The sequence below is a fragment of the Pantoea sp. VS1 genome, from assembly GCF_002207995.1.
Classification (GTDB): Bacteria; Pseudomonadota; Gammaproteobacteria; order Enterobacterales; family Enterobacteriaceae; genus Pantoea; species Pantoea dispersa.
Map to the genome: position 1 here is coordinate 1 of NZ_NHZE01000020.1, position 19,956 is coordinate 19,956.

At 57.2% G+C, this 19,956-nt stretch carries 21 protein-coding genes; 9 read left to right on the forward strand and 12 right to left on the reverse strand.

The window, feature by feature from the left end; translation table 11 throughout:
• Positions 1-160: 160 nt before the first annotated feature.
• The 5 genes from CBW22_RS11230 to cpxP form a co-directional block, all read right to left on the reverse strand.
• The gene (locus tag CBW22_RS11230; RefSeq protein WP_058781661.1) at positions 161-916 is read right to left on the reverse strand and encodes a CDP-diacylglycerol diphosphatase; all 756 of its coding nucleotides are present in this window, start codon (positions 914-916) and stop codon (positions 161-163) included.
• A 127-nt stretch (positions 917-1,043) separates the two neighbouring features.
• Positions 1,044-2,033, reverse strand: a complete 990-nt coding sequence (locus CBW22_RS11235) for a sulfate ABC transporter substrate-binding protein (protein WP_021507046.1) — start codon at positions 2,031-2,033, stop codon at positions 1,044-1,046.
• A 147-nt stretch (positions 2,034-2,180) separates the two neighbouring features.
• Entirely contained in the window at positions 2,181-3,143 is a 963-nt protein-coding gene (gene pfkA / locus CBW22_RS11240) for a 6-phosphofructokinase (RefSeq protein ID WP_021507047.1), read from the reverse strand.
• A gap of 207 nt (positions 3,144-3,350) precedes the next feature.
• Positions 3,351-4,253, reverse strand: coding sequence for a CDF family cation-efflux transporter FieF (gene fieF, locus CBW22_RS11245; protein WP_088516662.1), 903 nt, complete (start codon positions 4,251-4,253; stop codon positions 3,351-3,353).
• Positions 4,254-4,447: 194 nt separating this feature from the next.
• Complete coding sequence (gene cpxP, locus CBW22_RS11250) at positions 4,448-4,960, reverse strand: cell-envelope stress modulator CpxP (protein WP_021507049.1); 513 nt, start codon at positions 4,958-4,960, stop codon at positions 4,448-4,450.
• A 150-nt stretch (positions 4,961-5,110) separates the two neighbouring features.
• Between cpxP and cpxR the strand changes: the two genes are divergently transcribed.
• The 3 genes from cpxR to trmL are packed head-to-tail and all read left to right on the forward strand — an operon-like array spanning position 5,111 to position 7,691.
• A complete protein-coding gene (gene cpxR, locus CBW22_RS11255) occupies positions 5,111-5,809 on the forward strand; it encodes an envelope stress response regulator transcription factor CpxR (protein WP_007885339.1) in 699 nt (232 codons plus the stop codon).
• Positions 5,806-7,182 carry an envelope stress sensor histidine kinase CpxA gene (gene cpxA, locus CBW22_RS11260; protein WP_031279625.1) on the forward strand — a complete coding sequence of 459 codons (1,377 nt, stop codon included), beginning with the start codon at positions 5,806-5,808 and terminating at the stop codon, positions 7,180-7,182. The genes cpxR and cpxA overlap by 4 nt, the downstream gene beginning before the upstream one ends.
• Before the next feature lie 35 nt (positions 7,183-7,217).
• Positions 7,218-7,691 (forward strand): tRNA (uridine(34)/cytosine(34)/5-carboxymethylaminomethyluridine(34)-2'-O)-methyltransferase TrmL, encoded by a 474-nt coding sequence (gene trmL, locus CBW22_RS11265; protein WP_088516663.1) that lies wholly within the window; start codon positions 7,218-7,220, stop codon positions 7,689-7,691.
• On the opposite strand, the gene cysE is transcribed toward trmL, so the two are convergent.
• The 5 genes from cysE to CBW22_RS11290 form a co-directional block, all read right to left on the reverse strand.
• Entirely contained in the window at positions 7,688-8,503 is an 816-nt protein-coding gene (gene cysE / locus CBW22_RS11270; RefSeq protein ID WP_021507052.1) for a serine O-acetyltransferase, read from the reverse strand. The two genes, trmL and cysE, sit on opposite strands and share 4 nt — an antisense overlap.
• Before the next feature lie 68 nt (positions 8,504-8,571).
• Positions 8,572-9,591, reverse strand: coding sequence for an NAD(P)H-dependent glycerol-3-phosphate dehydrogenase (gene gpsA / locus CBW22_RS11275; protein ID WP_059010949.1), 1,020 nt, complete (start codon positions 9,589-9,591; stop codon positions 8,572-8,574).
• Positions 9,591-10,055, reverse strand: a complete 465-nt coding sequence (gene secB, locus CBW22_RS11280) for a protein-export chaperone SecB (RefSeq protein ID WP_021507054.1) — start codon at positions 10,053-10,055, stop codon at positions 9,591-9,593. The genes gpsA and secB overlap by 1 nt, the downstream gene beginning before the upstream one ends.
• 40 nt (positions 10,056-10,095) lie before the next feature.
• Complete coding sequence (gene grxC / locus CBW22_RS11285; protein ID WP_010616518.1) at positions 10,096-10,350, reverse strand: glutaredoxin 3; 255 nt, start codon at positions 10,348-10,350, stop codon at positions 10,096-10,098.
• 19 nt (positions 10,351-10,369) lie between these two features.
• Positions 10,370-10,801: a rhodanese-like domain-containing protein gene (locus tag CBW22_RS11290; protein ID WP_058759412.1), complete on the reverse strand. Its 432-nt coding sequence runs from the start codon at positions 10,799-10,801 to the stop codon at positions 10,370-10,372.
• 249 nt (positions 10,802-11,050) lie between these two features.
• Here CBW22_RS11290 and envC point away from each other — a divergent pair, with 249 nt between their 5' ends.
• The 4 genes from envC to CBW22_RS11310 all read left to right on the forward strand — a co-directional run bounded on the left by envC (position 11,051) and on the right by CBW22_RS11310 (position 15,462).
• Positions 11,051-12,352 (forward strand): murein hydrolase activator EnvC, encoded by a 1,302-nt coding sequence (gene envC / locus CBW22_RS11295; protein ID WP_088516664.1) that lies wholly within the window; start codon positions 11,051-11,053, stop codon positions 12,350-12,352.
• A gap of 3 nt (positions 12,353-12,355) precedes the next feature.
• Positions 12,356-13,261, forward strand: coding sequence for a divergent polysaccharide deacetylase family protein (locus CBW22_RS11300; RefSeq protein ID WP_088516705.1), 906 nt, complete (start codon positions 12,356-12,358; stop codon positions 13,259-13,261).
• 67 nt (positions 13,262-13,328) lie between these two features.
• Complete coding sequence (locus tag CBW22_RS11305; protein WP_088516665.1) at positions 13,329-14,558, forward strand: glycosyltransferase; 1,230 nt, start codon at positions 13,329-13,331, stop codon at positions 14,556-14,558.
• A complete protein-coding gene (locus CBW22_RS11310; RefSeq protein WP_088516666.1) occupies positions 14,551-15,462 on the forward strand; it encodes a hypothetical protein in 912 nt (303 codons plus the stop codon). Before CBW22_RS11305 ends, CBW22_RS11310 begins: the two co-directional genes overlap by 8 nt.
• 30 nt (positions 15,463-15,492) lie before the next feature.
• Here CBW22_RS11310 and tdh read toward each other — a convergent pair whose 3' ends face one another.
• Complete coding sequence (tdh, locus tag CBW22_RS11315; protein WP_058759416.1) at positions 15,493-16,521, reverse strand: L-threonine 3-dehydrogenase; 1,029 nt, start codon at positions 16,519-16,521, stop codon at positions 15,493-15,495.
• Complete coding sequence (locus tag CBW22_RS11320; RefSeq protein ID WP_058771026.1) at positions 16,518-17,729, reverse strand: glycine C-acetyltransferase; 1,212 nt, start codon at positions 17,727-17,729, stop codon at positions 16,518-16,520. The genes tdh and CBW22_RS11320 overlap by 4 nt, the downstream gene beginning before the upstream one ends.
• Positions 17,730-17,960: 231 nt before the next feature.
• Between CBW22_RS11320 and rfaD the strand changes: the two genes are divergently transcribed.
• Both rfaD and rfaF read left to right on the forward strand, forming a co-directional pair.
• Positions 17,961-18,893, forward strand: a complete 933-nt coding sequence (gene rfaD / locus CBW22_RS11325) for an ADP-glyceromanno-heptose 6-epimerase (RefSeq protein WP_021507062.1) — start codon at positions 17,961-17,963, stop codon at positions 18,891-18,893.
• Positions 18,894-18,910: 17 nt separating this feature from the next.
• Complete coding sequence (gene rfaF / locus CBW22_RS11330; RefSeq protein WP_058781669.1) at positions 18,911-19,954, forward strand: ADP-heptose--LPS heptosyltransferase RfaF; 1,044 nt, start codon at positions 18,911-18,913, stop codon at positions 19,952-19,954.
• Positions 19,955-19,956 lie beyond the last annotated feature (2 nt).

Consider the following 19,956-nt stretch of genomic DNA (forward strand, 5'->3'; position numbering starts at 1 on the left):
CGGGAAGCTTCGTATTACCCGGCCGTCGTCAGCGGCATTATCCGCGGGCGGTAAAAAAGAAACCGCAGCGTTATCCGCTGCGGCGTCCTTAAAAGCTTAACTGACAAGCATTAGGCTGATGAGCCGCCTTTTTTATTGCCTTAATCGGTCGCGATGCCACTCACTCCAGCAAACGGCACTGGTGATCCTGCAGTTCTTCCGCCGAACCGCGATTCAGCTTTAGCCAGTTGCGCTCCAGCGCCAGCAGCGCCAGGCGTCCATCCGGCAGCTGGGCCAGCGCCAGCCCGTATTTGCCCATCTCACCGCGTGCATGCGGCACCTCCTCAGCCAGCCGGATAAACACGCTCTGCTGCGCCAGTTCGGCGGTGCTCAGCGTGCGAATCAGCCAGGTATGCCGCAGCAGCGTTGCCGTCTGCCACTGCGCATTCAGCTTCGGTGCCAGCGTATCCAGCTGCTGACGCACATCCGGTCGCAGGCAGGAGATATGAATGTGCAGCTGATTCTGCGTACGACCATACTGCGCGTTGATGGCCAGCGACAGCACGCGGTCGTCGACAGGCGCACCGCGCTTCTGTGCCAGCAGGCGGCGCTGCTGCCAGGCGGCAGCAAACAGGTTCGGCGTAGTGGGTTCGAGGAGGATTGGGCTCTCCATGCCGGTGATTTTCGCTATCGGCATCAGCAGATATTGCAGCGGGCCATTCAGATCTTTGAGCGTGACGTAACCCTGCGCCAGATTGACCTGCTGACAGGGGGCAGGATTACCGCGTTGCGTCATGTCCGGTACGCACTTTTCGCTGACAATCTGCCACAGCGCGTCGGCGTTTTTATGCAAATGCACCGCACCGGCGATCAGCCCGGCAATCAGAAGGATGAACGCGATAATCAGCAACGTAACACTACGGCGGCGCGCCTGCATGGCCAGATCCTCAGTGATGAGCTGTCAGCATCCTCACCTGTCGCCAGCGGAAAGTCACGGCTTTTTCCGCGCCGTAAAACAAAACGGCCAGCGCAGGGCTGACCGTTTCGTCATGATGAAAACGCGGTTACGGTTTCATGACCTGATCGTAGCTGCCGCCGTCGGCAAAGTGTGCTTTCTGCGCTTTGCTCCAGCCGCCAAACTTGTCATCGATGGTGAACAGCTTAACCGGCGCGAAGCTGCTGGCAAACTTCTTCGCCACCTCAGGATCGCGCGGGCGATAGAAGTTTTGCGCCGCGATGGTCTGGCCTTCCGGTGAGTAGAGATATTTCAGATACTCTTCCGCCACCTTACGCGTGCCCTGCTCATCCACCACTTTATCGACCACGGAGACCGTCGGTTCGGCGAGGATCGATTCGCTCGGCGTAACGATTTCAAACTTGTCTTTGCCCAGCTTATCAACGGCCAGATAGGCTTCGTTTTCCCATGCAATCAGCACATCACCGATACCGCGCTCAACGAAGGTGTTGGTCGCGCCACGTGCACCGGAATCCTGCACTTCAACGTTTTTGAACAGCGCCCGGACGTAAGCCAGCGCTTTGGCCTGGTCACCGTGGTTCTGGTCCAGCGCCCAGCCCCAGGCCGCCAGATAGTTCCAGCGTGCGCCGCCGGAGGTTTTCGGGTTTGGCGTGATCACGGAAACGCCTGGCTTAATCAGATCCGGCCAGTCATGAATGCCTTTAGGATTGCCTTTGCGTACCAGGAACACGATGGTGGAAGTATAAGGTGCCGAGTTGTCCGGCAGACGCTTGATCCAGTTTTTATCGATACGACCACGGTCAGCAATAGCATCCACGTCGGACTGCAGCGCCAGCGTCACCACATCCGCGCGGATGCCATTGATCACGGACGTCGCCTGCTTACCCGAACCGCCGTGCGACTGGCGGATCACCACGTTATCGCCGGTTTCCTGCTTGTAGTGCGCGCTAAACGCTTTGTTGTACTGCTCGTACAACTCACGGGTTGGATCGTAAGAGACGTTTAATAGCTGAATATCCTTTGCCAGAACACTGGTTGAAGCCAGTAACAGGGTGACACCAATACTCCACTTGTTCATTGCTTGCTCTCCCGAGGTCGTTATAGAACAAGACTGACACAAAGCAATCCATGGATTAAAGAATTAAAAATAAGCTGTTATAACTATGGGGAATATAGCAAGGCATAAAAAAGGGCGCGAAAGCGATCGCGCCCGATTTATCGTTGATTAGTAGAGTTTTTTCGCGGTATCCAGCCAGTCGCGCTTGAACGGACGCTTCATGTTTTCGATAGCGTCGATGATGTCATGATGCACCATCTTCTCGTTCTGAATACCCACGCAGCGACCGCCGTAGCCCTGCAGCAGTAGCTCAATTGAATAAGCGCCCATGCGTGATGCCAGAATGCGGTCGTAAGCGCATGGCGCACCGCCACGCTGGATGTGGCCGAGCACGGTGGCACGGGTTTCACGCTTGGTTTCCGCTTCAATAAAGTGCGCCAGATCGTCGATGTCACAGATGTGTTCAGTGATCGCCACGATGGCGTGTTTTTTACCTTTCGCAATGCCAGCCTGGATTTCTGCCACCAGCTCTTCGCGCGTGTAAGGGATTTCAGGCAGCACGATGAACTCACAGCCACCGGCGATGGCCGCCGCCAAGGTCAGGTCACCGCAGTAGCGGCCCATCACTTCTACGATGGAGATACGCTGATGCGAAGAAGAGGTGTCGCGCAGACGGTCAATCGCTTCAACTACGGTTTCCAGCGCGGTGAAATAACCGATGGTGTAATCGGTACCGGCGACGTCATTGTCGATGGTGCCCGGCAGGCCAATGCACGGGAAACCCATTTCGGTCAGGCGTTTGGCACCCATGTAAGAACCGTCACCGCCGATTACCACCAGCGCATCAATGCCGCGCTTTTTCATGTTTTCGATCGCGACCTGACGCACTTCTTCGTTGCGGAACTCCGGGAAACGCGCCGAGCCGAGGAAGGTGCCGCCGCGGTTAATCATGTCCGACACGCTGTAGCGGTCGAGGTTGATCATGCGGTCTTCGTACAAACCCAGATAGCCGTCATAAATACCAAAAACTTCAAGGCCTTCACTCAGCGCGGAACGGACAACTCCGCGAATGGCTGCGTTCATGCCTGGGGCGTCGCCGCCGCTGGTCAGTACTCCGATTTTTTTGATCATGACAACCTCTGGATTGTTCAAAACTAAGGATTATTCCTGCCTGTCGACCGGTGTGGACCAGCTCGCGATCGCACGGCTTAATAGTTGCAGATAGTATATCAAAGGCTTGATGCTGAATTGATTCAGGTCAGACAAGTTTTCGCTAATTTTTTACAGAGTTGTTAGCGTTACGTCATTTTTTTCACGCAATGCTATGTTTTATAACGGCTAAAACTGAAAAAAACCCTGCTGATTTTGCGGCACGACAGAACAGGGGTCCTGATGAATGATCACATCTGAGCCGGGAAATTTTTGCCGTAATGCCTGCTCAATTTGATCGGCCACCTGATGCGCCTGCACCAGCGGGAGATGATCGTCCATCTCCAGATGAAGCTGAATAAACCGCGTCGGGCCAGACTGCCGCGTACGTAACGCATGGGCACCGCGCACGCCGGGCCAGTGGCTTACCAGCGCGATAATCGCCTGTTTTTCCTGCTCCGGCAGCGCACGATCGAGCAGCGACTGCACCGCTTCATAGCCCATGCGCAGCGCGTTATAGAGGATATATACGCCGATGCCGAGCGCAAACAGCGCATCCGCACGCTTAAAACCATAACTGCTTAAGCCCAGCGCCACCAGAATCGCACCGTTCATGACCACATCCGACTGATAATGCAGCATGTCCGCGCGTATCGCCTGGCTGCGGGTACGCCGCACCACCCAGCGCTGAAAAGCGACCAGCACCAGCGTGGAGCTGAGGGCGATCAGCGTCACGACTACGCCCACCAGCGGCGCGCGCAGCGTTTCCGGTGTGGCCAGATGCTGCAGCCCGGTAAGAAACAGAAACAGCGCCGATCCGGAGATAAACATGCTTTGCGCCAGTGCCGCCAGCGATTCCGCTTTACCATGACCAAAGGTGTGCTCGTCATCGGCAGGCTGCAATGAATAGCGCACCACCAGCAGATTGGTCAGTGACGCGGCGATATCGACCAGCGAATCCACCAGCGCCGCCAGCACGCTGACCGAACCGGTGTACCACCAGGCGAAAATTTTCACGATCAGCAACAGCGTTGCCAGCGTGGTCGCCGCCAGCGCCGCGCGGTTTACCAGTTTTGCGTAGGAAGGTTCCATGCCTTGCCTCGTCAGGCGCTGCAGCACGCCATGCAGTGGAAAATGGCTCAAGTTTATCACCGTCCCGTGCAGACTGCGTGACAGGATAGCGAAACGGATGCAATTTGCCCGCGAATTCAGGGCAAAAAAAACCCCGCCATCATGGCGGGGAAGACAGGGATGGTGTCTATGGCAAGGAAAACAGGGATACTATGTTACTGGTTACTGCTGGTACTACTCACTGCTTGCAGCGGTGATGATGGCTGCAATCCGGAGAGCCGACGCGCTTCATTCAGGCGCCGCTCAAAATTCTTCTGCAATGTCGCTTGCTGTGCAGGCGTTAGCAGGTGATACATCTGATTACGAACCCGGGCCATCTCGATTTGCAGTTCTACCTGCTCGCGGGCCTGTTTCTCTGCCTGCTGGCGGATAGCCGATTCGTTAAATTTGTCTGCAATGACAAGGTCATGCATAGTTTCTATGTCCTGAACGCTTAACACCGGGCGTTCATGGCGCGCTTGCTGCATCAGGTCGCGCATCTGTTGCCGCTGTTGTTCAGTCAGCTCAATGCCATCGAACATGTGGCTTTGCGGATTTTGCGTCATACTGCCTGTCGTCAATCCGCCGTTATGATGCATCTCGTCAATCGTCGTCGTGTCTGCTGCTTCTGCGCTGGCGTGACTGAGAACCATCGCTGAGGCAAAGACGACGGCGGTTAAGTAGCGCATCGTTTACTCCCGGTTCGTTCCGTTTTGCGATTCAACGAGAGCTAGTGTACGGCGACAGCTGCAAACATCCGTCAGGGGGTGTAAAACTACGTAAAGCGTTGGATTGCCACTATAGGAACACGGTATTTTGCCTGCGGAGGGCAACAAAAAATGAATAAAATCCTGTTGGTTGATGACGACCGCGAATTGACTTCGCTGCTTAAAGAACTGCTTGAAATGGAAGGTTTTGAGGTGATTGTCGCCAGCGATGGCGAGCAGGCGCTCAATCTGCTGGACAACACCGTCGACCTGCTTTTGCTCGATGTCATGATGCCGAAGAAGAACGGTATCGACACGTTAAAAGAGCTACGCCAGCAACATCAAACCCCTGTCATCATGCTGACCGCCCGCGGTAGCGAGCTGGACCGCGTTCTGGGCCTGGAACTGGGCGCGGATGACTATCTGCCAAAGCCGTTCAACGATCGCGAACTGGTGGCGCGTATCCGTGCGATTCTGCGCCGTTCCAACTGGAGCGAACAGCAGCAACAGCACGATAACAGCTCACCGACGCTGGAAGTGGATTGCCTGCGCCTGAATCCGGGCCGTCAGGAAGCCAGCTTCGACAGCGAAACGCTGGATCTCACCGGCACCGAGTTCACCCTGCTCTACTTACTGGCGCAGCATCTTGGCCAGGTGGTGTCACGCGAGCATCTCAGCCAGGAAGTGCTGGGCAAGCGCCTGACGCCGTTTGACCGCGCCATCGATATGCACATCTCCAACCTGCGTCGTAAGCTGCCGGAACGTCGTGATGGTCATCCGTGGTTCAAAACTCTGCGCGGACGCGGCTATCTGATGGTTTCGGCATCATGATTGGAAGTTTGACCACCCGCATCTTCGCCATCTTCTGGCTCACCCTGGCGCTGGTGTTGATGCTGGTACTGATGGTGCCCAAACTCGATTCGCGCCAGATGACCTCGCTGATGGAGAGCGAACAGCGCCAGGGCACCATGATTGAGCAACACGTTGAGGCGGAGCTGTCACAGGATCCGCCCAACGACCTGATGTGGTGGCGCCGGCTGTTTCGCGCCATCGACAAATGGGCACCGCCCGGTCAGCGCCTGCTGCTGGTGACCAGCGAAGGACGGGTGATCGGTGCGCAGCACAATGAAATGCAGGTGATCCGCAACTTTATCGGCCAGTCCGATAATGCCGATCATCCGCAGAAGAAAAAGTATGGCCGCGTCGAGATGGTCGGCCCCTTCGCGGTGCGCGACGGCGAAGACAATTACCAGCTCTATCTGATCCGTCCCGCCACCAGTTCCCAGCTCGATTTCGTCAACCTGCTGTTTGACCGTCCTCTGCTGCTGCTCATCGTTACCATGTTAATCAGCTCACCGCTGCTGCTGTGGCTGGCGTGGAGCCTGGCGCGTCCGGCACGCAAACTAAAACATGCCGCGGATGAAGTGGCGAGCGGAAATTTGCGTCAGCATCCGGAACTGGAATCGGGCCCGCAGGAATTTCTCGCTGCCGGCTCCAGTTTCAACCAGATGGTGAGCGCGCTCGAACGCATGATGACGGCACAGCAGCGTCTGCTGTCGGATATCAGCCATGAATTACGCACGCCACTGACGCGCCTGCAGCTGGCGACGGCGCTACTGCGCCGGCGTCATGGCGAAGGCAAAGAGCTGGAGCGTATTGAGACCGAAGCGCAGCGTCTGGACGGCATGATCAACGACTTACTGGTACTGTCGCGCACCCAGCACAAGAACGCGCTGGTGAGCGAAGCGATGAAGGCCAACCAGCTGTGGAACGGCGTGCTGGAAGATGCCAAATTCGAAGCGGAGCAGATGGGTAAAACCATGGACGTGCCGTATCCGCCCGGTCCGTGGCCGCTGTACGGTAACCCGCATGCGCTGGAAAGCGCGCTGGAGAACATTGTGCGTAACGCGCTGCGCTATTCGCACACGCACATCAGCGTTAGCTTTGCGGTGGATATTCAGGGCATCACCGTGCACGTCGACGACGACGGTCCCGGCGTCAGCCCGGAAGATCGCGAGCAGATTTTCCGTCCGTTCTACCGCACCGATGAAGCGCGTGACCGTGAATCCGGCGGCACCGGGCTCGGGCTGGCGATTGTCGAAACCGCCGTGCAACAGCACCGCGGCTGGGTGAAAGCCGATGACAGCCCGTTAGGCGGTCTGCGCCTGACGCTGTGGCTGCCGCTGTACTCCGCCCGGCAATAATTTGCTATGCTGCGGCCCTCGTTTCCGGGGGCCTTATGCTAAACATTGTCTTATTTGAACCTGAAATCCCGCCAAATACCGGCAACATCATCCGCCTGTGCGCCAATACCGGCTTTCAGCTGCACCTGATTGAGCCGTTAGGCTTCGCCTGGGATGATAAACGCCTGCGCCGCGCCGGACTGGATTACCATGAATATACCGCGCTGAAAAAGCACGCCAGCTACGCCGCTTTTCTGGCGGCGGAAGCGCCACAGCGCTTATTCGCGCTGACCACCAAAGGCACACCGGCGCACAGCGCCGTCAGCTATCAGCCGGGCGACTATCTGCTGTTTGGCCCGGAGAGCCGTGGCTTACCGCCAGACATTCTTAATGCGTTGCCGGCAGAACAAAAGATCCGCATTCCGATGCGCGCGGAGAGCCGCAGCATGAACCTGTCGAATGCGGTTTCAGTGGTGGTGTATGAGGCGTGGCGCCAGCTGGATTATGCGGGCGCGCTGATCAAAAGCTAGATGCCGTCGCCGTACTCAAACCCGGCGCCGGTGAAATGCTGATCCATATCCATCGACGGTTTGTCACTGGCTGGTTTACCGACAATGCGCGCCGGCACGCCGGCCGCCGTGGTATGGGGCGGCACCGGCTGCAAAACCACCGAACCGGCGCCGATTTTGGCACCGCGCCCGACTTCAATATTGCCAAGGATTTTGGCACCCGCGCCAATCATCACCCCTTCACGGATCTTCGGATGGCGATCGCCGCTGGTTTTACCGGTACCGCCCAGCGTGACCGACTGCAGAATGGAGACGTCATTTTCCACCACAGCCGTTTCACCAATCACGATACCGGTGGCGTGATCCAGCATGATGCCGCGCCCGATGCGCGCCGCCGGATGAATATCCACGGCAAAAGAGACCGAGATTTCGTTTTGCAGATACACCGCCAGCGCGCGCCGTCCCTCTTTCCACAGCCAGTGACCAATACGGTACGCCTGCAGCGCGTGGAAGCCCTTCAGATAGAGTAACGGCGTGGAATATTTGTCGACCGCCGGATCGCGCTGACGCACCGCCTGAATATCGTACGCGGCCGAGACAATCATCTCAGGATCCTGACGATAGGCTTCTTCAACAATTTCGCGGATGGCAATAGCGGGCATGATCGGGTTAGCGAGCTTGTTAGCCAGCATGTAGCTGAGCGCGCTGCCAAGATTTTCGTGCTTGAGCAAGGTCGCATGGTAAAAACTGGCCAGCATCGGTTCACAATCGGCCAGCGCTCTGGCTTCGGCTTTGATATGGTTCCAGACCAGTTCTAACTCTTCAGACGACATTGCTGTTTGCTCCCGATAAAAAAGCGCCCGATTAGGCGCTACAGGTGATAATGCTTAAGCGTCCTGCTTTAGCTTTGGCTGTTCTCGTCCTTCCTTGTACGACCAAGCAGGCTCAATGCTGCCTCTCGCGCCGATTTTTCGCAATATAATACCTGATAAATTTGCTCGGTTATTGGCATTTCCACGCCTACACGCGCAGCTAACGCTTTGACTTCTTTGGTGTTTCTGTAGCCTTCTACAACTTGTCCGATAATGCGTTGCGCCTCATCCACGCTTTCGCCCTGCCCCAGCATCATGCCGAAACGGCGGTTGCGCGACTGATTATCGGTACAGGTCAGCACCAGATCGCCAAGACCCGCCATGCCCATAAAGGTCGTTGGATCGGCACCCAGCGCAGCACCGAGACGGCTCATCTCCGCCAGACCGCGGGTGATGAGTGCCGTACGCGCGTTGGCACCAAAGCCAATGCCGTCGGAGATCCCGGCACCAATCGCAATGACGTTTTTCACTGCGCCGCCCAGCTGCACGCCGATAAAGTCCGGATTGTTGTAAACGCGGAAGCTTTTGCCGCAGTGCAGCTTTTGCTGCAGATCGTCGGCAAACTGCGCGTCAGTGGCCGCCAGCGCAATCGCCGTCGGCAAACCGGCCGCCAGCTCTTTGGCAAAGGTCGGGCCGGAAATCACCGCCAGCGGAATGCTGTCGCCGAGGATTTCGCGCGCCACATCCTGCAGCAGCCGTCCGGTCTCTTTTTCCAGTCCTTTAGTCGCCCAGACAATGCGTGAGTCGGCACGCAGCAGCGGTTTGAGCTGCATCAGCACGTCGCCGAACACATGGCTTGGCACTACCACCAGCAGATCGCGGCTGGCGCTGACGACGCGGGCCAGATCGGCTTCAGGAACGAGATTATCGGGGAAAGGAACATCGGGCAGGAAAGCGGTATTGCATCGGTCAGCCTGCAGCTGCGCCACGCTTTGCGGATTGTGGCCCCACAGCAGCACCGGATGGCCATTACGGGCCAGCGTAATGGCCAGTGCGGTGCCGTACGAGCCGGCACCGATGACGCTAATCGAAGCGTTGAGTGTAGTCATCAGGCATCCTGACGTGGCGCTTCGCCTTCACCCTGCTGCTGCAGATAATTCATGAACAGCGCATCAAAGTTGACCGGCGCCAGATTGAGCTGAGGGAAGGTACCGCGTGACACCAGGCTGGTGACACATTCACGCGCATACGGGAACAGAATGTTCGGGCAGTAAGCGCCGAGGCAATGTGCCATCTGCGTGCCTTCGATACCGCTGATGGTGAAAATACCGGCCTGCTGTACTTCGCACAGGAACGCGGTGTCTTCGCCCACGGTGGCGGTGACAGTAACGCGCAGCACGACTTCATACACTTCATCCGCCAGCTGAGAAGAGGCGGTGTCCAGATCCAGCTTCACTTCCGGTTCCCACTCTTTCTGGAAAACCTGAGGTGCGTTTGGCGCTTCAAATGAAACGTCTTTGGTGTAAACGCGTTGAATCTGGAACTGCATTTCGTTGCTGCTATGCTCTGACATGTTACTGAATCCTTTAAGTGAAAATTGTCGGTCGAAAATGTTATGCGCGGAGCAAGGGATCGAGTCCCTGACGCCCGTCCAGCGCGTAGAGATCGTCACAGCCGCCAATGTGCTGCGCGTCAATAAAGATCTGTGGCACCGTGGTGCGGCCGCTGCGTTTGATCATCTCTTCGCGCTTTACCGCGTCCCCATCAATGGGAATCTCCTGGTATGACACGCCTTTTTGATCCAGCAACGCCTTCGCCCGGTGGCAGTAAGGACAGGTCACTTTGGTGTAAATCTCAACATTAGCCATGCGGTGATACCTCAGGAAGTTATTTACCGCGAACCAGCGGCAGGTTTTCGCCACTCCAGCCGCTCACACCATCTTTCAGCACGGTCACTTTGTCAAAACCCGCTGCGCTAAGGGTGGCTGCCGGTTCTGCGGCGCTCTGGCCGGTGGCACATACCACAATTATGGGCTGCGACTTGTGCTTTTCCAGCTCGCCGAAGCTGCCTTTTTTGATATCGGCTGCGGCGATGTTAATAGCCCCTGAAATGTGTCCTTTGCGATAGTCGTCGCGTGAACGAACGTCTACCACCACCGCGTCCTCTTTGTTGATCAGGTGGGTTGCTTCACCACGGCTGATGGTTTTTACCTTGGAGAACATACCTTTAACGGTGGTTACAATCACCAGAATAAGTAAAGCGACCCATGCCAGACTAAGGATGGGGTGATTGCTTGCAAACTGCATAATTTCTTGCATGAGGGGTAACGACTCCAGACCGGGGCTAATAAGCTAAAACAAGGGTTCTGAGTATACCTGCGCCACTTCGCATGTACAGTCGCGAAGCGGGCAGAGTTACGATTTGTGCGTCATTTTCCAAAAAAAGTGTTCTAATCGCAAAATTGAGACAATCTTTATCCCGGTAAGCTGTGGCCGACATCTTTCGTAAAGCAAAACCCGGCCGGGATAACTGGTAAGCGGCTGTTCATCGTGGAATAATTATCGACTATGAAGGGAAAAGCGACCGTTACACACACAAGGACCCGTTACAACGACCCGGCATCTCCGTTGTCATTTCGCTGGTCCGATATCTCCCTCAGCCTGCTTTGTGCGGGTGCGTTGCTGTTGCCCATCGCCGCGCATAGCGCCGATGACAGCAAAACGCAGCTAAAGTCCATTCAGCAGGACATCGCCGAAAAAGAGAAAAGCGTTAAAGCGCAGAAGCTGCAGCGCAGTAAGCTGCTCGATCAGCTGCAGAGTCAGGAAAAAGTGATTGCCCAGGCCAGTCGCCAGCTGCGTGAAACCCGCAATAGCCTGAGCGCGCTGAACGGCGAAATCGCCCAAACCACCGCCGCCATTGCCCGGCTGGAAAAGCAGCAGGCACAGCAGGAAAAACTGCTGGCGCAGCAGCTGGATGCCGCGTTTCGTCAGGGCCAGCACAACGGCGTGCAGCTGCTGCTCGGCGGTGAAGAAGCACAGCGCAGCGAACGTATTCTGGCCTATTTTGGCTACCTCAATGCCGCCCGGCAGAAAAATATCGATGAGCTTAAGCAGACTCAGCAGGAACTGGCGCAGCAGCGTCAGGCGCTGCAGGGCAAGCAGGAGCAGCAAAAGTCGCTGTTAGCGCAGCAGCAGACGCAACAGAACAAACTGGAAACCGCCAGCGCCGCACGCAAGAAAACGCTGTCCGCACTGGAGAGCGCGCTCGAGAAAGACCAGGCCGATCTGGTCGAGATGCGTCAGAACGAAAGCCGCCTGCAGGACAAAATCGCCAAGGCCGAACGTGAGGCGCGCGAACGGGCGCAACGCGAAGCGCGCGAGGCGGAAAAAGTGCGCCAGCGTCAGGCCCAGGCAAAAGCCAAAGGCTCCAGCTATTCCCCTACGCAAAGCGAGCGCGAGCTGATGGCGCGCACCGGCGGCCTTGGCCGGCCGGGCGGACAGGCCATCTGGCCAGTGCGCGGTCGCATTGAACATCGCTTTGGTGAAGCAATGCAGGGCGAACTGCGCTGGAAAGGTCTGGTGATTGATGCGCCGGAAGGCACTGAAGTCAAAGCCATTGCTGATGGTCGCGTGCTGATGGCCGACTGGCTGCAAGGCTACGGCCTGGTTGTGGTCGTCGAACACGGTAAAGGCGATATGAGCCTTTATGGCTACAATCAGAGCGCGTTGGTGAGCGTCGGTGCGCAGGTGAAGGCAGGACAGCCTATCGCCCTCGTGGGCACCAGCGGCGGCCGCGGCACGCCCTCGCTCTACTTTGAAATTCGTCGTCAGGGACAGGCCGTCAATCCACTGCCGTGGTTAGGAAGATAAGTGTTGTTTCAGTCCCAAAAGCTTAGCGCCGCCCTGTGCGGGCTGTTTTTAACCTTTGCCGCCCATGCGGGAAAACTGGCTATCGTCATTGACGACTTCGGCTACCGCCCGGCTGAAGAGAATAAAGTGCTGCAGATGCCTGCCGCGATTTCTGTGGCGGTGCTGCCCAATGCGCCTCATGCGCGTGATATGGCAACCAAAGCGCATCAGGGCGGTCATGAAGTGCTGATTCACCTGCCGATGGCGCCGCTGAGCAAACAGCCGCTGGAGAAGGACACGCTGACGCCGGAGATGAGCAGCGAAGAGATCGCGCGCATCGTGCGTGAAGCCAGCAACAAAGTGCCGTATGCGGTTGGCCTGAACAACCATATGGGCAGCAAAATGACCTCCAGCCTGCCCGGCATGCAGAAAGTGATGCAGGTGCTCAATCACTACAACTACTACTTCCTCGATAGCATGACCATTGGCAACAGCCAGTCGGTTCCGGCCGCGCAGGGCACGCAGGTTAAGGTGCTGAAGCGGCGCGTATTCCTCGACGACAGCCAGAATGAAGCGGCGATTCGCACCCAGTTCACCCGCGTAGTGAGGCTGGCACAGCGTGATGGCTACGCTATCGCTATTGGCCATCCGCATCCCACCACGGTACGGGTGTTGCAGCAGATGTTGCCGACGCTACCGGGCGATATCACCCTCGTCCGCCCCAGCCAGTTGCTCAACGAACCGCTGCGCCAGGGCGCTACGCCGCCGGCCAGCACGCCGGTGAAACCGCGCACCCCGGTATTCCGTGCGCCGGGCGTGTGTAAGCCTGCACAGCCGCTGCCTGCCGTACCGCAGAGTCGTGCGGTGGAGGTGGTGACAGAGAGCATTACCGGCAGTCCACTCGTGCAGTCGCTTAAACAGCTATTCTGATTATCAGGCGCAGCGTGCTGCGCCTTATTTAACGCCACACCTTTTCCGCGCAAGGATATCGGAACAGATGACGTCAACCAGAAAGAAAATTCTGCTGCTGGACACCGGGCGCGAATGGGGCGGCGGCACCAACAGCATGCTGGAATTACTCAAGCGCATTGATCGCCAGCGTTTCGCTATCACCTGCTGTTTTTATCAGAATTATGCGCGTGGCAATCAGGAGACGATTGCATCGGTATTAGACGCGATCGGCATTCCGGTGCTATTTATTGCGCAGCGCCGCCAGCCGCTCTGGGCAAAAATCACCAAAGAGTTGCTGCGCACCCTGCTGTTTTTTAACCGCGCGGTGAAAAAAAACGCCATCGACCGCATCGATCGCCAGTGGCGCATGCAGCCTAACGCCCGCCAAATCGCGACGATTTTACGCGACGGTGGCTATGATGCGCTGTACATGAATAATCAGCCCAGCACCAACGTTGAAGGCTATCTCGCCGCTGAACAGACTCACGTGGCGTTAATTCAGCACTGCCGCATTGATCCGTTACTCAATAATGCGCTGGTCAAGATGATTAATCGGCATTGTGATGCGGTGATTGCCGTGTCACAGGGCGTACACCGCACCTTAAGCGAAAGCGGTGTTGATGCGCAGCGCTGCTTTACCGTATCCAACGCTATCGATATTCATCAGCCGTTGCCGGTGCGTGAGGCGGTGCGTCAGCGCTTTGATTATCCCGCGGATACCTTTATTTTCGGCTCCATCGGTTCCCTGATTGCGCGTAAATCCAACCATCATATTTTGCAGGCGCTAGGTGCATTCAGCCGCGCGCATCCTGCCGCTAAATGGAAAATGGTGATCGTCGGTGCCGGCCCGGAGCAGCAGCACTTACAACAGCTGGCGCAAAAAGAGGGGATTGCCGCGCAGGTTATTTTTACCGGCTTTCAAAATAACGCACTGGATTATCTGGCGGCATTCGATACGTTTATTCTTGCCTCAGCCAGTGAAGGGCTACCGCGCGTGGTGCTGGAAGCGATGCTGGTGAATACGGCGGTGATAGGTTCGAATGTCGTCGGTACGTCGGAATTAATTCAACACGGCGAGACCGGTTTACTGTTTGACTATGGCAATACGCAACAGCTTAGCCAGCATCTTAGCGCGCTGTGGCAGGATACTGCACTGCGTCAGCGTTTAATCGCCGCCGCCGCCGCCCGGGTGCGCGAGCGCTACAGCATTGAACATTACGTGTCGGGCGTGGAAAACATTCTGGAAAACGTCATGGAGAGAGAAAAGCATGTTTGATTTTTTAAATAAACACCGTCGCTATATTCTCTCGCGCCACAACATTCCCGCCACGCAGGCGGATGCGCAGGGCACCATTGCCGTCAGTTCCGTCGTCATCCCCTGTACCGGCGCTGATTACATTGAAGAAGCGGTGCTCAGCGCTTATTTTGCCAGCCGCTGCGCCGACACCATCAGCGAAATTGTCATCGTCAGCGATCAGCCTTCCAGCGCTTTTCCGCCGCTGCCGGCACGCGTGCGCGTGGTGACGCTGGAGGTGCCGTTTCGTGAAGAAAACTACCGCTATAAACAGATCTACCGCAGCCGCCTGATTAAACTTCAGGCCCCCTTGCAGGCGACCGGTGAAGGTATATTGATGATCGATTCCGATCTCAATTTATTAAAAACGCCGGATATTGCGATGCGTGAGCATCATCTGTACAGCAGCTTCCGTCAGGGCAAGATGATCGCCAAACTGGCCGGCGCGCCAGAAGAACATATTCCGGCCTATTACCACCACACCGTTCGCCCTTATTTGCAGGATCACGTGAATGGCGCCTACCTAGCGGCCTCCCGTCGCACATGGCAGCGTATTTGTCCGCTGTGGCTGACGTTATTTAATGATACCTGGGAATTGATGAACGACGACCAGCCGCCAACCGATCAGCTACCGCTCGCTGCCCTGCTCGACCTGCTGGATATCCGCACGGTCAATCTGGGCGAATGGGCTAACTGGCCGGTGTCGAAACGCATTGGTGGTCAGTCGGCCGTGATTCCACCGCAGGTGATTGGCGCGCATGGCGGCTTTCCCTTAAGTGAATGGCAAAAATATTTGCAGGATCCGCACCAGCCGCTGAGCTTCAAAGGCCAGGATTACACGCGTAAGGTGCGTTACCTGACCGATGCGGAAAAACAGCAATCCTGAGCGTCACCGGCCCGCCGGCCGGTGTGTCGTTTAATCCCAGCTCAGCACCACTTTGCCTGAACGCCCGGAACGCATCTCGTCGAAGCCCTGCTGGAAGTCGTCGATGTGATAGCGATGCGTGATGATCGGCGTCAGATCGAGGCCGGACTGAATCAGCGCGGCCATTTTGTACCAGGTTTCAAACATCTCACGGCCGTAAATCCCCTTGATAAACAGCCCCTTGAAGATAACCTGATTCCAGTCAATCGACATCTCACCCGGCGGAATGCCCAGCAGCGCAATGCGTCCGCCGTGATTCATGGTCTCCAGCAGGGTACGAAACGCCGGCGGCGCGCCGGACATCTCCAGTCCGACATCAAAGCCTTCGGTCATCCCCAGTTCCGTCATCACCTCACGCAGATTCTGCTGCGCCACGTTGACCGCACGCGTCACGCCCATTTCACGCGCCAGCCCGAGGCGGTACTCATTGATGTCAGTGATCACCACGTTTCGTGCGCCGACGTGCTTACACACCGCTGCCGCCATAATGCCAATCGGTCCGGCACCGGAGATCAGCACGTCTTCACCTACCAGATCAAACGAGAGCGCGGTATGCACCGCGTTACCGAATGGATCGAAAATCGCCGCCAGCTCGTCGGAAATATTGTCGGGAATTTTGAACGCGTTAAACGCCGGGATCACCAGATATTCGGCGAAGCAGCCCTGACGATTTACCCCGACACCCACGGTATTACGGCATAAATGGGTACGGCCGGCGCGACAGTTGCGGCAGTGGCCACAGGTGATGTGACCTTCGCCCGATACGCGATCGCCAATGGCGAAACCCTTCACTTCCTGACCGATACCGACCACTTCGCCCACGTATTCGTGGCCGGTGATCATCGGCACCGGAATGGTTTTGCGCGACCAGTCGTCCCAGTTATAGATATGCACATCGGTGCCACAGATGGCGGTTTTGCGGATTTTAATCAGCAGATCGTTATGACCGGGCTCCGGCACCGGCGCGTCGTGCACCATCCAGATCCCCTCTTCCGCTTTCAGTTTAGCCAGTGCTTTCATCCGTTGGCTCCTGCAGTGATAACCCCTAACTGTTGTCCGATGCGCGTGAAGGCCGCCACCGCGTGCTCCAGTTGCGCCTGAGTGTGGCCGGCAGAAATCTGCGTGCGAATGCGCGCCTGGCCCTGCGGCACCACCGGATAGAAGAAGCCGGTAACGTAGATGCCTTCCTGCTGGAGTAGGCTGGCAAACTGCTGCGCCACTTTGGCATCGCCCAGCATCACCGGAATGATGGCGTGATCGGCACCGGCCAGCGTAAAGCCCGCGGCGGTCATTTTTTCCCGGAAGAAGCGGGCGTTTTCCCACAGCCGCTGCCGCAGCCCATCGCCTTCGTTCAGCAGATCCAGCACGCGCAGCGACGCGGCCACAATCGCCGGTGCCAGCGAGTTGGAGAACAGATAAGGGCGCGAGCGCTGACGCAGCCATTCAACCACCTCGCGTTTTGCCGCCACGTAACCGCCGGACGCGCCACCCAGCGCTTTACCCAGCGTGCCGGTCAGAATATCCACGCGATCCATCACGCCGCAGTATTCATGCGTGCCGCGTCCGCTTGCGCCGACAAAGCCCACCGCGTGCGAGTCATCCACCATCACCAGCGCATTAAACTCATCGGCCAGGTCGCAAATGCCCTGCAGGTTAGCGATCACGCCATCCATGGAGAACACGCCGTCGGTGGCAATCAGCAGGTGGCGCGCGCCCTTGTCGCGGGCCTCCTGCAGGCGCGCGCGCAGCTCAGCCATATCATTGTTGGCGTAACGATAGCGCTGGGCTTTGCACAGGCGGATGCCGTCGATGATCGACGCATGGTTGAGCGCATCCGAGATAATCGCATCTTCCGCGCCCAGCAGGGTCTCAAACAGGCCGCCGTTGGCGTCGAAGCATGAGGAGAACAGGATGGCCTCTTCCATGCCGAGGAACTCCGCCAGCCGGCGCTCCAGCAGCTGATGGCTGTCCTGCGTGCCGCAGATAAAACGCACCGACGCCATGCCAAAACCATGCGTATCCATACCGTCTTTGGCGGCCTGAATCAGCGCCGGATGGTTCGCAAGGCCGAGATAGTTATTGGCGCAGAAGTTAATTACCGGCGGGCTATTGGCGACGTTGATTTCCGCCTGCTGCGCCGAGGTCAGGGTGCGCTCCTGTTTGAACAATCCGTCCTGCCGCGTTGTCTCAAGCTGTTGCCGGATTTGTGAATAGAACTGATCGGACATGATTCTGCTCCTCAGATAGCAAAATTTTGGCACATATTACTGATCGAAAAGCGAATGGACGACAATTCAGCCAGGGAAATCTCCGTTTTGCAGCATAGTTCACGCGGCGCGCAGGATTTGTGCAGCGCGATCGGCGTCATCTGGCTGTCCGCATCGGGCTGAAATGTTATGATGTTAGGTATTCGTGCGTGAAACCTCCTGTTTCACCCCAACTGTTTAAAGGCAAAGCATATGATTATCGTAACCGGCGGCGCGGGCATGATTGGCAGCAACATTGTGAAAGCGCTCAACGATCGCGGTCATACCGATATCCTGGTGGTGGATAATCTGAAAGATGGCACCAAATTCGTGAATCTCGCGGATCTGGACATCGCGGATTACATGGATAAAGAGGAGTTCCTCACCTACATCATGTCGGGTGAAGATCTGGGTCCGATTGAAGCGGTGTTCCATGAAGGTGCCTGTTCAGCCACCACCGAGTGGGACGGTAAGTACATGATGGATAACAACTATCAGTACTCAAAAGATCTGCTGCACTTCTGCCTCGAACGTGAAATCCCGTTCCTGTATGCCTCATCGGCCGCCACCTATGGCGGGCGTAACGAGAACTTCATTGAAGAGCGCCAGTACGAGCAGCCGCTCAACGTGTACGGCTACTCAAAAATGCTGTTCGACCACTATGTCCGCCAGATTCTGCCGGAAGCAGATTCGCCAGTGTGCGGCTTCCGCTATTTCAACGTGTACGGGCCGCGTGAAGGCCATAAAGGCAGCATGGCGAGCGTCGCGTTCCACCTCAATACGCAAATCAGCAACGGTGAAAATCCTAAGCTGTTCGAGGGCAGCGACAGCTTCCGTCGTGACTTCATCCACGTGGATGATGTAGTGGCAGTCAATCTGTGGTGCTGGGAAAACGGCGTTTCCGGCATCTATAACTGTGGTACCGGCCGCGCCGAATCTTTCCAGGAAGTGGCGGATGCGGTGCTGAAGTTCCACCAGCAAGGCCAGATCGAATACATCCCGTTCCCGGACAAACTGAAAGGGCGCTATCAGGCCTTTACGCAGGCGGATCTCAGCAAACTGCGCGCCGCGGGCTATGACAAACCGTTTAAAACCGTTGCCCAGGGCGTGGGTGAATACATGGCCTGGCTGAACCGTCACGCATAAGGAAACCGGCACCAGCGATGAAAATTCTGGTTATTGGCCCCTCCTGGGTCGGCGATATGATGATGTCGCAAAGTCTCTATCGCACGCTGAAACAGGCGCACCCTGAGGCGGTAATTGATGTGATGGCGCCGGCCTGGTGCCGGCCGCTGCTGTCACGCATGCCGGAAGTGAATCAGGCGCTGGCGATGCCGCTTGGCCACGGTGCGCTGGCGCTGGGTGAGCGCCGTCGCCTGGGCAAAGCGCTGCGGGCCAGCGGTTACGATCGCGCCTATGTGCTGCCAAACTCGTTTAAATCGGCGCTGGTGCCGTTTTTTGCCGGCATCAAACGCCGCATCGGCTGGCGCGGCGAAATGCGCTATGGCGTGCTGAATGACGTGCGGGTGCTGGACAAAGCCGCGTTTCCCTTAATGGTGGAGCGCTATGTGGCGCTGGGCTATGACCAGCCGGTTGCGGCGGCAGCACAGTTGCCGCAGCCGCTGTTGTGGCCGCAGCTGCGCGTCGACGACGATGAAAAACGCATGACCGCGGCGCAGTTTGCGCTGTCGGCCGATCGCCCGGCCATCGGCTTCTGCCCCGGTGCCGAATTTGGTCCCGCGAAGCGCTGGCCACACTATCACTACGCCGCGCTGGCAGAACAGCTGATTGCTGAAGGCTATCAGGTGCTGCTGTTTGGCTCGGCTAAAGATCGGGAAACCGGCGAGGCGATCCTGCAGGCGCTGCCGGACACGGCACGCGCACACTGCCGCAATCTGGCGGGCGAAACGCAGCTGGAGCAGGCGGTGATTCTGATCGCCCACTGTGCTGCGGTCGTCAGCAATGATTCCGGACTGATGCACATTGCCGCCGCGCTCAACCGGCCGCTGGTGGCGCTGTATGGCCCGAGCAGCCCGGATTTCACGCCGCCGCTGTCCCATCAGGCGCGCATCATTCGCCTGATTACCGGCTACCACAAAGTGCGCAAAGGCGATGCCGCAGAAGGCTATCACCAGAGCCTGATTGATATTCAACCGGCACGCGTGCATCAGGAACTCAATGAGTTACTGCATCCGGTGCAGGAGTAACC

Bases quoted from the DNA above. Each gene is read 5' to 3' on its own strand.
- CBW22_RS11230 (WP_058781661.1), bottom strand. From the start codon at position 916: ATGCAGGCGCGCCGCCGTAGTGTTACGTTGCTGATTATCGCGTTCATC.
- CBW22_RS11235 (WP_021507046.1), bottom strand. From the start codon at position 2,033: ATGAACAAGTGGAGTATTGGTGTCACCCTGTTACTGGCTTCAACCAGT.
- pfkA (WP_021507047.1), bottom strand. From the start codon at position 3,143: ATGATCAAAAAAATCGGAGTACTGACCAGCGGCGGCGACGCCCCAGGC.
- fieF (WP_088516662.1), bottom strand. From the start codon at position 4,253: ATGGAACCTTCCTACGCAAAACTGGTAAACCGCGCGGCGCTGGCGGCG.
- cpxP (WP_021507049.1), bottom strand. From the start codon at position 4,960: ATGCGCTACTTAACCGCCGTCGTCTTTGCCTCAGCGATGGTTCTCAGT.
- cpxR (WP_007885339.1), top strand. From the start codon at position 5,111: ATGAATAAAATCCTGTTGGTTGATGACGACCGCGAATTGACTTCGCTG.
- cpxA (WP_031279625.1), top strand. From the start codon at position 5,806: ATGATTGGAAGTTTGACCACCCGCATCTTCGCCATCTTCTGGCTCACC.
- trmL (WP_088516663.1), top strand. From the start codon at position 7,218: ATGCTAAACATTGTCTTATTTGAACCTGAAATCCCGCCAAATACCGGC.
- cysE (WP_021507052.1), bottom strand. From the start codon at position 8,503: ATGTCGTCTGAAGAGTTAGAACTGGTCTGGAACCATATCAAAGCCGAA.
- gpsA (WP_059010949.1), bottom strand. From the start codon at position 9,591: ATGACTACACTCAACGCTTCGATTAGCGTCATCGGTGCCGGCTCGTAC.
- secB (WP_021507054.1), bottom strand. From the start codon at position 10,055: ATGTCAGAGCATAGCAGCAACGAAATGCAGTTCCAGATTCAACGCGTT.
- grxC (WP_010616518.1), bottom strand. From the start codon at position 10,350: ATGGCTAATGTTGAGATTTACACCAAAGTGACCTGTCCTTACTGCCAC.
- CBW22_RS11290 (WP_058759412.1), bottom strand. From the start codon at position 10,801: ATGCAAGAAATTATGCAGTTTGCAAGCAATCACCCCATCCTTAGTCTG.
- envC (WP_088516664.1), top strand. From the start codon at position 11,051: ATGAAGGGAAAAGCGACCGTTACACACACAAGGACCCGTTACAACGAC.
- CBW22_RS11305 (WP_088516665.1), top strand. From the start codon at position 13,329: ATGACGTCAACCAGAAAGAAAATTCTGCTGCTGGACACCGGGCGCGAA.
- CBW22_RS11310 (WP_088516666.1), top strand. From the start codon at position 14,551: ATGTTTGATTTTTTAAATAAACACCGTCGCTATATTCTCTCGCGCCAC.
- tdh (WP_058759416.1), bottom strand. From the start codon at position 16,521: ATGAAAGCACTGGCTAAACTGAAAGCGGAAGAGGGGATCTGGATGGTG.
- CBW22_RS11320 (WP_058771026.1), bottom strand. From the start codon at position 17,729: ATGTCCGATCAGTTCTATTCACAAATCCGGCAACAGCTTGAGACAACG.
- rfaD (WP_021507062.1), top strand. From the start codon at position 17,961: ATGATTATCGTAACCGGCGGCGCGGGCATGATTGGCAGCAACATTGTG.
- rfaF (WP_058781669.1), top strand. From the start codon at position 18,911: ATGAAAATTCTGGTTATTGGCCCCTCCTGGGTCGGCGATATGATGATG.